Annotated in this window: 10 protein-coding genes and 1 tRNA gene; 3 read left to right on the top strand and 8 right to left on the bottom strand. The window is 44.1% G+C overall.

What is annotated here, in order from left to right; all coding sequences use genetic code 11:
* Positions 1–15 precede the first annotated feature (15 nt).
* The gene (gene pafA / locus ACFQ21_RS28930) at positions 16–1,671 is read right to left on the bottom strand and encodes an alkaline phosphatase PafA (RefSeq protein ID WP_377586035.1); all 1,656 of its coding nucleotides are present in this window, start codon (positions 1,669–1,671) and stop codon (positions 16–18) included.
* Between the two features lie 233 nt (positions 1,672–1,904).
* Here pafA and ACFQ21_RS28925 point away from each other — a divergent pair, with 233 nt between their 5' ends.
* Entirely contained in the window at positions 1,905–4,361 is a 2,457-nt protein-coding gene (locus ACFQ21_RS28925; protein ID WP_377586033.1) for an ABC transporter permease, read from the top strand.
* 599 nt (positions 4,362–4,960) lie between these two features.
* Positions 4,961–5,890, top strand: a complete 930-nt coding sequence (locus ACFQ21_RS28920; protein WP_377586031.1) for a S1C family serine protease — start codon at positions 4,961–4,963, stop codon at positions 5,888–5,890.
* Positions 5,891–5,970: 80 nt separating this feature from the next.
* Here ACFQ21_RS28920 and ACFQ21_RS28915 read toward each other — a convergent pair whose 3' ends face one another.
* Positions 5,971–7,698, bottom strand: a complete 1,728-nt coding sequence (locus tag ACFQ21_RS28915) for a DEAD/DEAH box helicase (protein ID WP_377586029.1) — start codon at positions 7,696–7,698, stop codon at positions 5,971–5,973.
* Positions 7,699–7,905: 207 nt separating this feature from the next.
* Between ACFQ21_RS28915 and ACFQ21_RS28910 the strand changes: the two genes are divergently transcribed.
* Positions 7,906–7,979, top strand: a tRNA-Ala gene (locus tag ACFQ21_RS28910).
* Between the two features lie 397 nt (positions 7,980–8,376).
* Here the strand turns inward: ACFQ21_RS28910 and ACFQ21_RS28905 are convergent.
* From ACFQ21_RS28905 to ACFQ21_RS28880, 6 genes are all read right to left on the bottom strand, one after another.
* Positions 8,377–9,105 carry a YdcF family protein gene (locus ACFQ21_RS28905; RefSeq protein WP_377586027.1) on the bottom strand — a complete coding sequence of 243 codons (729 nt, stop codon included), beginning with the start codon at positions 9,103–9,105 and terminating at the stop codon, positions 8,377–8,379.
* Between the two features lie 18 nt (positions 9,106–9,123).
* Positions 9,124–11,043, bottom strand: coding sequence for a RecQ family ATP-dependent DNA helicase (locus ACFQ21_RS28900; protein WP_377586025.1), 1,920 nt, complete (start codon positions 11,041–11,043; stop codon positions 9,124–9,126).
* Between the two features lie 157 nt (positions 11,044–11,200).
* On the bottom strand, positions 11,201–12,052 hold the full coding sequence (locus ACFQ21_RS28895; RefSeq protein WP_377586023.1) for a substrate-binding periplasmic protein: 852 nt from the start codon (positions 12,050–12,052) through the stop codon (positions 11,201–11,203).
* Between the two features lie 103 nt (positions 12,053–12,155).
* Complete coding sequence (locus ACFQ21_RS28890) at positions 12,156–12,929, bottom strand: enoyl-CoA hydratase/isomerase family protein (RefSeq protein ID WP_377586021.1); 774 nt, start codon at positions 12,927–12,929, stop codon at positions 12,156–12,158.
* A 25-nt stretch (positions 12,930–12,954) separates the two neighbouring features.
* The gene (locus ACFQ21_RS28885) at positions 12,955–15,024 is read right to left on the bottom strand and encodes a ComEC/Rec2 family competence protein (RefSeq protein WP_377586019.1); all 2,070 of its coding nucleotides are present in this window, start codon (positions 15,022–15,024) and stop codon (positions 12,955–12,957) included.
* Positions 15,025–15,102: 78 nt separating this feature from the next.
* Complete coding sequence (locus tag ACFQ21_RS28880) at positions 15,103–16,062, bottom strand: PhoH family protein (RefSeq protein ID WP_377586017.1); 960 nt, start codon at positions 16,060–16,062, stop codon at positions 15,103–15,105.
* Positions 16,063–16,160: the final 98 nt, after the last annotated feature.

Genomic DNA, 16,160 nt, shown 5'->3' with positions numbered 1-16,160 from the left:
ACCCTTGCGGGGAAATCATTCGAGTACTTCTTCTGCCGGATTGCCGGTGCAACCACTCGGGTACTTGATGCTCAGCAATGCAGAGATAGTAGGTGCTATATCCGTAACAGGATGATAGCGTACCGATGTACCATGCTTGATACCTTTACCGTAGAACAGCATCGGTACGTTTGTATCATACGTATATGGGGAACCATGCGTTGTACCTTGTATTGATCCGGACTCAAACCAACCGGGCTCCAGCACTACAACGATGTCGCCTGAGCGCTTCGGATGATATCCGCGGATCACATGTCCTTTAACACCCTGATCGCTATAGTTACCCTGACGAAGCACACCTTCGGTATAGTAGTTGGCAACACCATCCATCGTCATCAGGAATTTACCGATCAACTCTGCTACAATAAACATATCTATACCCGATGCCTTCGGGCTTCCCTGAAAAGCTTCGTGGTTTAAAAAGATCTGTCCGTTACTTACATTACTTATCAGTTTCTTTCCCGGAAAATATATATTCAGGTATTCGTTGAGTTTTGCACTCGCATAGTTTTCGTTGAAATATCCTGCAGGCATTTTATTATCCTTCAGATACTGCGGTACATCTGCTACTGCATGATCGGCCGTGAGGAACAAGGTATAATTACCAGGCCCTACTTCTTTATCGAGCGTCTTTAACAGGTCGGCAATGTTACGATCCAGGCGCAGGTATGTATCTTCTACTTCTATAGCATTCGGTCCTACGGCATGACCTATAGCATCGGTAGTAGAGTATGATATACACAAGAAGTCAGTAACATCATCTTTGCCCATCTTCTCGTTTACAAATGCAGTTTTTGCAAATTCGGTAAGAAAATCATTTGCGAACGGAGTCATATATAGCAGTTCATAATTTCCATTCTGTTTGCGCATCTGCGGCAGGTTGTATGGAAATACAGGTTTTGTTTTACCGCTATATTTCTTTTCGTATGGAGAATCATCTGGTCCGCTCTCGGTATATTGCTCAATCGGCAACAGCGTGTTCCACTCCTGCGATAAATATTTTTCCGGAAGATTCAGTCCATTGAATTTCTCTGCCCACTCCGGAAGTTTGCTCATATAGTACGTGCTTGAAATAAATCTTCCGCTGCCGCTATCAAACCAGTAGGCAGCATCTGCCATGTGGCCGGCCGGCAATACAGCACCACGATCTTTAAACGATAAGCCAATTACCTTGGCACGTTTTTGTGTAAACAGTTTTAACTCATCGGTTACGGTAGAAGACTGCATGCGCCACGGAGACACATCACCATTACCGGATGGAGCACCAACAATTTTTTGCAGGGAGTCCTCCACACAGTTCACCATCTTGCCTGACTTCTTATTATAAAAATCATTTCCGATGATACCATGCACGGCAGGTGTTGTGCCGGTATAAACCGAAGCATGACCGGGACCTGTATAGGTTGGTGCATAGTTGTAATGCGCGTTCTTCATCATGAAGCCACTTCCCATCAATCGCTTGAAGCCGTCATTACCAAATTTGTTATAGTATCGATATAGGTACTCTTGTCTCATCTGGTCTACTACTATACCGACTACCAGTTTTGGACGATCACTTACTCCGACCGGGGATGTCTGCGCAGATGCCGCGCCCGAAATCAACAAGGCCAGCGCAAAAATGTATACTCTCATAGTTTGCAATAAAGTCAGCAAGATAATTAATCAACAAGTGCGTGAAATTAATCTTTTATGAATGGTTTGTTACCGGGCATTTAAACTTTCTGGTCATTTCCGTACAACATCGCTGATCACAATTGAACATTGTGTTTTGGCGAAATGCGTTTTTTAATGCCTGGTGCATCCTTCCGTAAAATGCATGGTCTTTGTGTAACCAATCGACAACGATAAAGTTTACCCTTGCACCTATGATCCGAAATTATTTTAAAGTAGCGCTGCGCTCTATCTTCCGCAACAAGCTTACCGCTTTCATCAATATAGCCGGCCTTGCGTTAGCGATTGCCTGTGCTATACTTATATTCCTGTTTGTAACAGACGAGATTCGTTACGATGCGTATCATGCCAAGGCCGACCGGACTTACCGCGTAACACGAAGTTTCCATTCACAGGAAGGTGAAGTAAATCTGCACCTGGCCAATGTTGCCCCTCCTATCGGACCGTTACTAAAAAATGATTTCGGAGAGATTGAAGTGATGGCACGGACGATAAACTTTGGTATCGTAATCGGACTGGAAGAAAATGGTGAGGTAAAGATTTCCAATACGGAAGACAACGTGTTTGTAGCAGAGCCTGCTATATTTCAGATCTTTGATATTGATGTCCGATCCGGTGATCCTGCCAAAGCACTCGAACGTCCTTTTACCGTGATGCTTTCGGAGAAGGCTGCCGAGAAATATTTTAAAAGCAGGAACATCGTAGGTAAACGACTGCGTGCCAACAATCAATTTGACCTGGAAGTAACGGGCGTGTTTAAAGATTTTCCGAAGCAATCGCATTGGCATCCGGAGTTCCTGGTATCATTCAGCACATTAGAGAACGACAATGTATATGGTCGTAAGGGTCTTGAAACAAACTGGGGCAACAACGCTTTCGGCACATACCTGTTATTGGAAAAAGGTGCTGATGCGAAAAAACTGGAGGCATCACTGCCTGCCTTTCTCGATAAACATTTTGGAAACTTTGCACGTGCCAATTGGGGTGCATCGGCAGATTGGGTTGCTTCCAAATCAACTACGTTGTTCGTGCAAAATCTTACCGATATACATTTGCATTCGCACCTGGATGATGAACTGGAGGTTAACGGTAACATCAACAATGTATATATGATGAGTGTAATCGGTGTGTTCATTATACTCATTGCATGCTTCAACTTTGTTAACCTTTCTACGGCACGCGCTACCAAACGCGCAAAAGAAGTAGGCATGCGCAAAGTTGTGGGCGCACTGAAAGCACAACTCATCGGTCAGTATCTGAGCGAGTCGGTAATCATCACCTTTTTTTCGCTGGTGCTTGCCCTGATCTTATCGGTGCGTGGTGTGGTGTGGCTGAATACATTTACCGGCAAAGAACTTTCTGCGAATATATTTACAAATATACCACTCATGGCGGGGCTCGTTGTATTTGCAATCATTATCGGTATAGCAGCAGGTATATATCCGGCTTTTGTTATTTCTTCGTTCAATCCTGCCGCTACGTTAAAAGGACAGCAGGGCTCGGCCACAGGTAAATCAGGTATTCGTAAAACATTGGTGGTGGTACAATTCTCCATTTCCATTGTGCTGATTATTGCTACGCTGATCACGTTTCAACAACTCGCATTTCTGAATGATCGTGAGTTGGGTTATAAGAAAGACCAGGTTGTTACACTTTCATACTACAATGACCTTGACAATACTTATGAGGGATTTCACAATACCCTGACGCAATCATCGCTGATACAAAATGCCGGACGCTCTTCGCGTATACCTACGGGACGACTACTGGATTCATACGGAGACGCCAGTATTATGAAAGGCGATAGCCTGGTAAGTACTTCGGTAAATCTCAAATCAATCTCCGCTGACGAAGATTTCTTTGACACCTATGGTATAACACTGGTGGCCGGAAGAAATTTCTCGAAGGCTATACCTACAGATGATTCACTCGCCTTTATCGTAAATGAAGCTGCTGCCAAAGCATTCGGCTGGACCGATCTTGAGTCGAACATCGACAAAGATTTTCGGCATGCCGATGTGCGCGGTAAACTGATTGGTATCGTTAAGGATTTTCACTTTGAATCGCTGCATCAGCAAATAGTACCGATGGTATTTTTGATGCGCAGAAATAATTATAACCGGTTGTCGGTAACTATATCCGGCAACTCCATGCAGCAAGGTTTAGCACACCTGGAGAAAACCTGGAAGTCATTTTTACCAGGCCGCCCGTTTGAGTATGAATTTGTAAGCGAGCGGTATCGCAAGCTATACCAGGCCGAACAGAAACAAAGTCAGTTGTTCACCACCTTTGCAGCACTGGCTATATTTATTGCCAGTCTGGGTTTATTCGGGCTTGCCACCTTCAGTACGCTGCAGCGTATGAAAGAGATCGGTATACGCAAAGTGCTGGGTGCTTCCGTGGGAAGCATACTTCAGCTTTTGTCGAAAGAAATTCTGATATTGATTGGTATTGCTAACCTGATAGCCTGGCCGGTAGCCTGGTATCTGATGGACCGTTGGCTCAGCAGCTTCGCGTACCGGGTTGATATGAACCTCGGCATATATATAGCGGGAGCTATCTGCGCCATTGCCATTGCGTTGATAACGGTAAGCACACAAACCTTACGGGCTGCATTGGGTAATCCTGCAAAGACCCTGCGGTATGAGTGAGTTGGTAGTACAATTAGGAAGATCACTCCTTTTAGCTACGGAGTGAGCGCTAAACAATACGGGGATTAAAAAATAATGATTGCCAAAAGCGTCATCGAAACGATTGAACTGGCAAACATAATCGCTAAGCCCAGGAAATGATATATATTAATCTGCTTCATAAAAAATAAAATAGGTTTAAAAGCTAGATTAAGGGGCCGACTTTAGACATGGTTTCGTTGCAGTCTCTTTTTTCATTCATTGTGGCAGCTATCCTTTGTTAACCAACTGTAATTAAAGCCTTGTAAGAAGGTTATCGGATTTTAATCTGCTAACGTTTGAGTACTGTCCTGCAAACCATTGCAATTTCTAAAAAATTTTTATTTTTCAAAGCTTCACCAAATAATTTTTTGTTAAAAATTGTGTTGACCGGTAAAAAATCGGTAATCAAAAACCGTGTATAAACAGCCTTTATGGCTTCTTTTCAGAGTACGATCGCCCTCGCCAGCTTACCGACTTCGGTCAATTTGGCTCGCAGCCACTATAGATATAGGTCATTTTAGCCCATTCCTAGGCGTGGATAGTTTTTTGACAGCGCTAAATCTTTCCAAGGAGGATATATGGATGCATTTTCAACAATGATCATTGATGCCGTAGAGAAAACTAAAAATGCGGTTGTCAGAATAGATGTCTTCAAGCGAGACAAGAACAATGTACTTCGTCAGGCCGGCTCCGGTTCGGGATTTATTTTTTCATCAGACGGATTAGTCTTTACCAACAGTCATGTAGTAGACGGTGCCGAAAAAATTATGGTAAGCCTGCTGAATGAAAATGAGATTGAAGGATTTCTGGTAGGTAAAGATCCGGATACAGATTTAGCTATACTCAAGATATATAGCGAAGGTTACTCCGTTGCAAAATTAGGCGATGCACAACAACTGCAGATCGGACAGTTTGTTATTGCTATAGGCAATCCCTACGGCTATCAACATACCGTTACAACGGGGGTGGTAAGCGCATTGGGACGAACCTTGCAAACACAATCGGGCAGATTGGTGGACAACGTCATACAATCCGATGCTGCATTGAATCCTGGGAACTCCGGTGGCCCGATGATTACCATGGAAGGAGAAGTAATTGGTGTGAACACGGCCATTATACAAGGTGCTCAAGGCTTGAGTTTCTCAGTTGATATCAACACGGCCAAAGAAATAGCACAGCAGCTGTTGAAAGACGGAAAAGTATTCAAGGCATATTTAGGATTGATGCTGCAGGAAGTAGCGATAAACCCGAAAGTAAAGCAGCACCATAACCTGCGCAATAAAAAGGGTTTATTCATCACGAAGATCGAAGCCAATTCACCCGCTTCGCGTTCTCAATTGCAGGACGGCGATATCGTTATCTCGTTCAACGATAAGATCATCAACAGTACACATGAACTCTTTAAGGAATTGAGCAGGCGCGATATCATCAATGCTATTGATATATCGGTGATACGCCACACCGAGTTACTCAACTTCACAGTCTTCCCCACTGACAAACGCGGATAAAAAACAAAAGACTTTATGAGAATTATACTCATAAAGCCTTTCCGTTTTATTGCAGACTATACATAGTGGCTATATATCGCTTATCTCCATTTGTTGTTACGCTTTTGATCAGATGAGCGTGATCTGCCACCGCCACCGGAACCTCTTCCGGAAGAGCGTCCGCGACCACCCGAAGAGCGACCTCCTCTTGAACCTGACTCTTTCTGCTCTGTTACTTCAACACGAACCTGGCGACCTTTAAACTCTATACCGTTCATGTTCTTCAGAATCAGATCTGCTTTTTCTGATTCTACTTCAAAGAATGAATAAGCACCTTTCAGATCTATCTTACCGATGTCGTTCTTTCCTAAACCGGCATAGTCATCAATCAACTCGATCATCTTTGATACATCGAGACCATCCATTTTACCGAGGTTGATAAAGAAGCGCGCGCCACCTGATGAGTAACGTTCTTCACCGCCTTCGCTTCCTCCGCGTTTTCCTTCAACGTTCAGATCAGGAGCATTGCGATAGTAATCGAAGAAGCGGTTAAACTCCAGCGAAGCAAAACGCTTGATCAGTTCCTGCTTTGTTAAATTCTTCAGCTCAGCTTCGATAGCAGGCAAAAATTCTGCGATCTGATCTTCATTTACCTTTACTTCATTTACCTTGTGCATAAATGCCAGCAACTGCTTCTGACAAACTTCTGCACCGGTAGGTATCATAGCACGCTTGAAAGGAGACTTCAGCGTTTTCTCAATCTGCTTCACTTTGCCAAGCTCGCGCTTTGAAATCATCGCGATCGAAACACCTTTCTTTCCGGCACGTGCTGTTCTTCCGCTACGGTGAGTATAGAACTCCATCTCATCGGGTATATTCAGGTGAATAACGTGTGTGATATCTTCCACATCTATACCGCGCGCTGCTACATCGGTAGCAACCAGTATCTGCAAAGACCGTTGTCTGAAATTCAACATCACGCGATCGCGTTGCTGTTGTGTAAGATCACCATGTAGTGCATCTGCGCTATAGCCATCCTTCATCAACATCTCGGCAGTCTTCTGTGTATCGATACGCGTGCGACAGAAGATCAATCCGAAAATTTCCGGATTGTTATCGAGTATACGTTTCAGCGCCAGGTAGCGATCTCTCTCCTGTACAATTACGTACTGGTGTTCGATGTTTACGTTACCTGTGTTCTGCTCTCCTACCGTTAACTCGAACGGATCGCTCATATAGTTCTTCATGATGGCGCGTACTTCACGCGGCATCGTAGCAGAGAACAGCCATGTAGCTTTATCATCCGGAGTAAACGATAAAATTTTATCAAGATCATCTTTAAAGCCCATGTTCAACATTTCATCGGCTTCATCGAGTACTATATATTTTATAGTCTTGAGGTTAATAGCTTTACGATCAATCAGGTCGATCAGACGTCCGGGTGTTGCCACGATGATCTGAGCACCTTTCTTTACTTTACGGATCTGCTCACTAATGCTGGAGCCACCGTATACGGCCACAATGTTGAATGACTTAAATTTCTCAGAGAAGTTTTCAAGGTCATTGGCTATCTGCAGGCCAAGTTCACGTGTAGGCGCAAGCACAAGCGCTTGTGTGTCTCGACTCTTGTCATCAACAAGTTCGAGCAAGGGCAATCCAAAGGCAGCAGTTTTACCAGTACCGGTTTGCGCGAGTCCTACGAAATCGCGGTTACCGTTCAGTAAAACAGGGATTGCTTTTTCCTGTATGGGAGTAGGTGTTTCAAAGCCGATTAGCTGAACCGACTCCACCAAGCCCCTGGACAGGCCCAGGGTTTCAAAAGATTTCATTCTATATTATTGTATAAGATTGCAAAGGTACGCCTATTAATCGAGATTACTGAGAAGGCGCTCAATAACGATACGTTTCTATACTTTACCCGCAACAAAGCAGAACTTATTTATGGTTAAAACTCCTTTCACCTCCGGAAACGAAAGTTATTGTACCGGGCGATGTCGTTGATTTTTACCGGAACTCATTTATATTTGCGCCCATTCGGGGGATTAGCTCAGCTGGCTAGAGCGCTTCCATGGCATGGAAGAGGTCATCGGTTCGACTCCGATATTCTCCACTTTCGATCATCCTTCAAAGATTTAAGTCCCAGCAATGGGACTTTTTTATTGCCTGCAGAGGACGCTGATTTACACCGATAAAATACCTAAAAAATATACCCTGGCTGGAGCGTCCCGATAGCTATCGGGAAGGTCATCGGTTCGACTCCGATATTCTCCACTTTCGATCATCCTTCAAAGATTTAAGTCCCAGCAATGGGACTTTTTTTATTGCTCGTTATAGGGATTTTTTATTTTGCCACGTGTTTTATGGCCCGTAGAGGACGCAGATTAACCGCAGATAAATACATAAAAATATACCTACCCGGTGCGTCTCGATAGCTATCGGGACAACTCAGATGATATCCTTATATAACAAGTTCTATTATTCTTCTGTAAATCTGCGGGCAAGTAAGTTCAATATGTAGTCTGGCTTACGTTTTCCTGCGCTTCTTCTTTGCGTTGACGAAGCTCGGCTTTGCGCTCTTCTTTAACACGTTTACCCATGGTGCCGCGGAATCTTTGCCAGAATCCTTCACGGTCAAGTATCGAAACAAATCCTTCGGCATGACATGCTGTGGTATCGATCACCGGTAACTTCTTACTCCCTATATCCAGCATACCAAATACGATGGGTATAGCTTTTACTCCAGGACAATACTTTCTTGTAAAGCTGCGTAGCAAACCGGATTGATAGGGATCGGTAGCCAACGCTATTTTCTTAAAACCCAATTCCTGCGCGAGCTTCCATGAGTAGTAAATATTCTCGGTGCTATGTTCGGCTTTTGTTTCTGCAAAGAGATGTTCGCGCGGTATACCTAATGAGTCAGCAATAGTCTTCATCGCGAGTCCTTCTACAAACGGACTATATACTGCAGCGCCTGAAAAAATTATATTCTTGGTATAGCCACTATCGTAGAGATGCTTCGCCCAGTACATACGCATTGTCATTACCATGGTAGTGTTCTCTTTTTCGTAAGGCACTCCGGGTACTATAATTACATCGTATGGTTTATCTTTCTTGGCGCGTGCATAAGATTTTTCAGCATAACGCTTGAATGTACAGTGTGTGAGCAACAAGGCTGCTGCCAGAAACACATGTACATAAATAAAAATCCGGACGAACTTCTTTAATCCCTTTCGCATAGTAGTATAAACATACAATCAGTTTTTTTGTTCAGAAAGCTGCAATCGCCAACTGTCATCATATTGCAGCAATCCTTCATCTACCAGTTCACGCACTATATCGGCAAACAGTTCGTGATCAGTGGGTTCTATATGCTCTTCCAGTTGCTCAATCGTCATGGAAGTACTTTTAATAATATTAACGATTTCCGCGCGCAACTGATCATAAGCCGAGCGATTATCTGTTTTACGCTGCTCGATGCAAACATCGCACAGGCCGCATACAGCAAACGTGTCTTCTCCAAAATACTCTTGAACAATCTGCATCCGGCACCGATGCGTGGAGGTAGCAAAGGCTACCATGGCGTTCATTTTATCAACGATAAGTTTTTTACGTGCCTCCAGCCGGGCTATATTCAACGGAAGTCTATCAGCATCCTGTCGCGGCAGTACAAAAGTTACCTGTGGTTTATTCTTTAAGGGTTGATAGATCACAATCTTCAGTTCATTCAAATGCTTCAGGGTAGCGATCATTTCCTTTTCGGTGATCTTCAATCCTTTCGCCAGGTATGCTTCCGATATTTTTACAAACTCTGAAAATAATTCTCCGCCATATAGGCGCAACAACATTTTTATAACCGGATCGAACCGCGCATTCGCGATCTGAAACTCATATAGTTTCGTTTTATCAACCGGGAAGAACAAATGCGAAGGATTATAAAAACTTTCGTTGAATTGAATCAATCCTTCTTCCTCCAGTTTCTTCAGCGCTATATATACTTCTGCCTGGTGATATTTAAATCGTTCGGCAAAATCGAGTAAGTCGAAATCAAAACTTTCGCCTCCACTGCTTCCTATCGCCAATTGATAATAGTTAGCCAGTGCCTGATATATTTTTTTAAGTGCTTCCGGTGAAGGATGCGCCTGCTCCGTTTTAAACTGCAGGTTTATTACATCAGCTTCCTGATATAGTATAGCTGCAAATGAACGTATACCATCACGACCGGCACGTCCGGCTTCCTGGTAATATGATTCCAGGTTCTCCGGTATATCCAAATGAACGACCAGCCGTACATCCGGTTTATCTATACCCATACCAAATGCATTGGTAGCGACCATAACGCGACTCTTGTTATGAATCCATTCTTCCTGACGTTTCGATCGCTCTTCAAAATCAAGACCTGCATGGTAATACGATGCACTTATACCACGCTTCGAGAGCCACTCGGCAATTTGCTGTGTAGCCTTGCGCGAACGAACATATATAATGGCGCTGCCCTTTACCTTCTGTAAAATTTCCAGCAGCTTACGTTCCTTGTTCTCAGTTTTACGAACAACAAATGAAAGATTATCGCGTGCGAAAGAACGTTGAAAAACTCCTGTCGGCTCCCGGAACGCCAGCTTGTTCATGATATCTTCTTTCACCACCAGCGTAGCTGTTGCCGTGAGTGCTATTACCGGTGTAGCAGGTTTGAGTTCACGCAATGTTGTGATCTGCAGATACGGTGGCCTGAAATCATAACCCCACTGCGATATACAGTGTGCTTCATCCACTGCGATAAGTCCGACTTTCATTTGCTTTACACGCTCAATGAAAAGTTCGGTCTGCAAACGCTCGGGAGAAACGTATAGAAATTTTATCGAACCGTAAATGCAGTTGTCCAGCAGTATATCGATCTCTGAACGGTTCATACCGGAGTGAATGGCAACGGCCAGAATGCCGCGTCTCTTCAATTGCTCTACCTGGTCTTTCATAAGCGCGATCAGCGGTGTTATAACAATGCATACACCTTCCAGCAATAGCGCGGGCACCTGGAAACAAACAGACTTGCCGCCACCTGTAGGGAGCAACGCCAAGGTATCATGACCTTGCAATACAGAATTGACTATATCTTCCTGCAAAGGTCTGAACTGACTATGCTGCCAGTACTTTTTTAATATCGAAACGGGTGTCTCCAATGGAGACGAATATACTCGTTATCCGTTAATTGTAAATCGTTATCGATTAATCGTTAACCGTTATCTGTGGTTTAGTTGCGAAAGAATTGGGTGAAAGTCCAGAAAAAAGGTCACCGAAGATATACTCCGATGACCTTTTTTACGATTAACGACTCCTTTACTTCGAAGATTGCATGAGCTTCATACCCGCCTCACCCATGTGCTTCACAAGAATAGATTTATACCGTGCAGAAGCAGTATACCCTCCGTTGTTTTTCAGGAATTCATCGAGTACAGGAGCCCAATCGGTGCCTAGCGGCATGATGAATCCGAATTGTTCGGCAGCCTTGTCAGCAATCGGATGGCGTTTGATGTTTTTCTTTTTCTGAACAGCCTCCAGGTAAAAAGCGAGGTCGAGATAGGCAAAACCTTTTGGATCGATGAACAACTTCTCCAGTGTCTCCTGACTGGTAGTAGTATACGCTACTTTCATATTCGGAAAGTAATTTGACTTTAACTCCATCATACGCTTCTCGTTCAGCGTACCCTTTGCCGTATAGGCTGTGAGATCGGCAAATGTCTTTGGCAAATCCTCGAACTTCGTAAGTGTTGGAATCTTATCCTGGGTGATGAGTATTGCAAAGTTGGTGATGAACGGTTGACTGAATTTTACTTCTTTCTTTCGCTCTTCTGTTATAGTAATGTTACCAAGGCCGAACACTCCGCCTTTGGATATCTTTACCTTGTCGTACATGCCGCGGAAACTTGTTCCGTTGCCTACAAAATTAGGCTTGACGTCTACTTTTTTTACATCTTTTAACCATGCGACAAAGTCGTTCATAATGTCGACACATATACCGGTAAGTTTTCCGGATTCATCAACATAAACAAAACTTGGTGTTTCTACATAGGCAAACGAGACAGATCCGGTCCCTTTCTTGCTCGCGTCCTTCCAGGTGTCTCCTGCATACGGCTGTGCAAAAAGCGGTATAGCTACCGCACTCAATACGATACACATTAAAATTTTCATGGATGTTTGGGTTCAGTGAAATTCTCCATGAGTATATAATTTTCACACGAGAATTCAATCCGTGCTGTAATATTTATGTGCTGTATATAGCTATATTAAATTTTTACCAGCTGATTTTCTCTTTATTCAAAAACGCCTGTATACCCTTAACACAATCTTCACTGGCACGTGCTTTTGCATTCATCGTGGACGCAAACGTTAGCGCATCGTCCAGGGAAAGCGACTGCACCGATGCAATCATTTGCTTGGTATACTCCATGGATGTTGCCGAGTTGGTGGTAATGAGCCGTTGAGCAAAAGTATATACTTCATGCGCAAGCGTTTCTTTGGATGTAACAGTATTCACAAGTCCTATAGCGCGCGCTTCTTCTGCTGTAACAAGATCTCCGCTTAACAGTAAGTGTCGCGCTTTGGCTTCACCAATCTTACGCAACAGAAATATCATGACAATGGCCGGTATAAAACCGATCTTCACTTCGGTATAACCAAACTTGGCTTCAGGCACTGCAAATGAAAAATCGCATACGGTAGCCAATCCACAACCACCCGCCAGCGCATGGCCCTGTACCTGCGCTATCACTACCTTCTTAAGCATATATATCTTCTGAAATAACTCCTTCAGGTGATTGGAGTCTGCCAGATTTTCTTCGTATGAAAATTTCTGAAGTTGCTGAAGATAGCCCAGGTCGGCACCGGCACAAAACGCTTCACCGCTTGCCCGCAATACAATAACTTTTACAGTGCTGTCTTTTTCAGCCACATCGAACGCATCTTTCAACGCAGCCACTAATTCAAAGCTCAGGGCATTTCGCTTTTCCGGACGATTAAGAGTTATATACCCAATGCGATCCTGTACAATATATTCTACCTGGTTCATGCTATATATTTTGAAATGTAGAAAATCAGATATCTCGTATAAACGCACCCTCGTGCAGCACGGAGTAAATACGAATACCGGCTGCCAAAGCCTGTGTGCGTAATCTTTCAGCAAAATAGTAAGAGTTACTGCTATCTAAAATTATTTCGGACGCATTGATTTGAGACAATACAGACAAATTCTTCACAGCATTGTTGGAGATGATGACATAGTCCGCTTTCATCGCGCTCAACGGTATAGCGTTCGGGTCGCGTATTATCAGGATGGATCGGCCATGCCATGTCCAGTTTCCATACACTCCTGATAACGATTTGGTCACAGCCTCTACCCGATCAACACCATTGTTCAATCTGTTGGGTTGTATATGAAACCGAACTGCGGAAGTTTTTTGCAGCAGCGAAGAATCTGCGATGAAATAAGCACTTCCTTCATCGATCAGGTCGAGCGCGGTGTGGTGCGGCACTTTATACACCGCAAGCTTTGCATGACTTGTAACATCACGGTAATGAGACCACTGCATTGAAACAAACAGAATCATGATTACACAAGCTGCCGGCAAATAATAAAATTTTCGAAATTGAAAGAGCAACACGCAGCAGGTGATGGCTAGCATGAGCAACCAGCTCTGAAATGTATTGATGTATATATGATCGATAAGACTATACGGAAAAGATTCCACCGTAAACACAACTGCGTTAAGCGCTTTGATCGTCCACAGCAATAACCACCCACACAACGAAGCCAGCGAACCGATAAAACTTGCGGCCAGCACCACGAGCCCCAGTATAAGTACGGCAAAAGATATAGGTATAACGAGCAGGTTAGAGATTAGAAAATAATTCGGGAACTGGTGAAAATATAGCAGTCCCAGCGAGAACGTAGCAAGTTGAGCGGCAACGGATACACAGGTAATTTTCCATACTTCGTCCCAGAAGCGTGAAGCGGGCTCCCACAAATTATATATACCGGGTTGCAGGTATACAATGCCCAGCACCGCCAGGTACGACAACTGAAACGCTACCGACATGATGAGGTATGGTTCATAGATCAGGAGACAAAATGCAGATGCAGCCAGCGTATTGTATATATTGGTTTGGCGGTTCCATGCTTTGCCTATCGCCATGAACGTAAACATGGTTACAGCACGCAATACCGAAGGAGAAAGTCCGGTAACAAACGCATATCCCCAGAGAATGATAAGACTCAAAGCTGCGAGCCACCATCGCCCGGCCGGAGTATTGTTAAGCGGCCGCAGCAACCCGACTATGAGCATATAAATTATACTGATGTGCAAGCCTGACACGGCCAGCACATGCATAGCACCTGTTGCAGCATACGCGTTCAGCAATTCGTTATCCAGTCCGTCCGTTACGCCCAGTACAAGTGCAGAAGCTATAGCTTGTTCACGCGCTCCGGCTACAAATCGCGCCAGCGTTGTATCAGCCCATGTGCGTGTACGGATGGCATGATATACTATAGACGAAGACGGATTGCTTCCGGTGTATTTCACATCCTGCTGCCGCACAAACTGCTGGTGGTATATCTTCCGGTATGCCAGGAATTCCCTGTAGTCAAACTCCCCGGGGTTTCCGGGAGGAGGCACAGGCTGCGGCATTCCCTTCACTAAGAGTATATCTCCATATTGAAACGGCTTATGAAAGTCACTCTTGGGGAAATACAGAATTAAATTTCCGGTACACGCTTTCCACCCGGTAGAGGTCTGCGCGGTGGTTATATATCCTTCTGTTTTCCATGAATTCTCTTTACTCCGCGCCTGGCTGGTTATCGTTACCTGGTAGTATAGAACAGGTTCGCGCTGATGAATTAAATTCTCCGGTTGACGTTCATCCGTACAATCCAGAACTCGCAGATAACCTGAAAGAAATATAACCATCAATCCCAAAAGGCCGGGATTAAAGAAGTTCTTGTAGAGCCGCTGCAGTATAAAACAAGCTACATAGCTCAGAATGGCTCCTGCAAAAATGATATGAAGATATAGCTGGGGAATAAAATCCGGCTGATATATACCGAATACTATACCAGCAATAAAGAATACGACAATGCGCACAACGGCAAACGGAATCCAACGAAGCATACAACGAGTAATAAAAAAAGGAAAGTCAGGAATTGTAATGATTATTCCTAACCTTCCTCTATATTTTGCAAGCTATACCTATCGGATGTCGTTGGCTTCGCGATGGTATGCTTCAATGATATCGCGCACTAATCTATGGCGAACTACATCTTTCTCATTGAGTTCCACCATACCTATACCGCGTACATCGCGCAGTATACGGATCGCTTCCTTCAGTCCGGAGCTTTGCCTGGACGGTAAGTCGATCTGCGAAGCATCACCAGTTACGATCATCTTCGAGTCTGGCCCCATCCGGGTGAGGAACATTTTCATTTGCATCGGTGTCGTGTTCTGCGCTTCATCCAATAGAATGAAAGCGTTGTTCAACGTGCGTCCGCGCATATAGGCCAGCGGTGCAATCTCGATGATCTCACGTTCCATATAATAACGCAGCTTCTCGAATGGTATCATATCGTTAAGCCCATCATAAATAGGACGCAGGTATGGATCAATCTTTTCTTTCAAATCACCCGGCAGAAAACCAAGGTTCTCTCCGGCTTCCACAGCAGGTCTGGTGATGATAATTTTCTTTACACTCTTGTTCTTCAGCGCCCGCACTGCGAGTGCTACGGAAATATAGGTCTTACCCGTTCCGGCAGGGCCGAGTGCAAATACCAGGTCGTTCTCCTTTACAGCATCTACCAGTTTTTGCTGATTAACGGTTTTAGGTTTTATAGGATTGCCCTTCGTTCCGTATAGAATAATATCATCAGCAGGCTGCTGGTTTTCGGGCAGCATCATTTCCTGCTCGTGCGAGATGTAATTTTGAACGTTCTCTTCCGTCACCTTTCCATATTTATGGTAATGCTCAATAAGCGAAGCCAGGATATCATCGATCTGTACAATTTCAGAAGTAGATCCTTTGATATGTATCTGGTTTCCGCGTGATATGATACGACTCTTCGGGAATGCTGCCGCCAGCGTATCGATGGTTTTATTCGCTACTCCCAGGAAATCGATCAGGGAAATATTTTCAAGTGTTACTGTTTTTTCGATCAACTATCTTTTTGATTAAATGTTAAACATTGTTCGTGTTATTCACGAGTACGGGTGTGGGTTGAGTTCGGCTACAGACTATGGCATAAATTTTAACCGCA

This window comes from Ohtaekwangia kribbensis (assembly GCF_042676245.1).
In the GTDB taxonomy this organism is placed as follows: Bacteria; Bacteroidota; Bacteroidia; order Cytophagales; family Cyclobacteriaceae; genus Ohtaekwangia; species Ohtaekwangia kribbensis.
The sequence above is the reverse complement of the archived record's forward strand: the minus strand, read 5'-3'. Positions and strand labels throughout refer to the sequence as shown.

Coding starts and splice junctions, on each gene's coding strand:
- ACFQ21_RS28925 (WP_377586033.1), top strand. CDS start 1,905: ATGATCCGAAATTATTTTAAAGTAGCGCTGCGCTCTATCTTCCGCAAC.
- ACFQ21_RS28920 (WP_377586031.1), top strand. CDS start 4,961: ATGGATGCATTTTCAACAATGATCATTGATGCCGTAGAGAAAACTAAA.
- ACFQ21_RS28905 (WP_377586027.1), bottom strand. CDS start 9,105: ATGCGAAAGGGATTAAAGAAGTTCGTCCGGATTTTTATTTATGTACAT.
- ACFQ21_RS28885 (WP_377586019.1), bottom strand. CDS start 15,024: ATGCTTCGTTGGATTCCGTTTGCCGTTGTGCGCATTGTCGTATTCTTT.
- ACFQ21_RS28890 (WP_377586021.1), bottom strand. CDS start 12,929: ATGAACCAGGTAGAATATATTGTACAGGATCGCATTGGGTATATAACT.
- ACFQ21_RS28895 (WP_377586023.1), bottom strand. CDS start 12,052: ATGAAAATTTTAATGTGTATCGTATTGAGTGCGGTAGCTATACCGCTT.
- ACFQ21_RS28915 (WP_377586029.1), bottom strand. CDS start 7,698: ATGAAATCTTTTGAAACCCTGGGCCTGTCCAGGGGCTTGGTGGAGTCG.
- pafA (WP_377586035.1), bottom strand. CDS start 1,671: ATGAGAGTATACATTTTTGCGCTGGCCTTGTTGATTTCGGGCGCGGCA.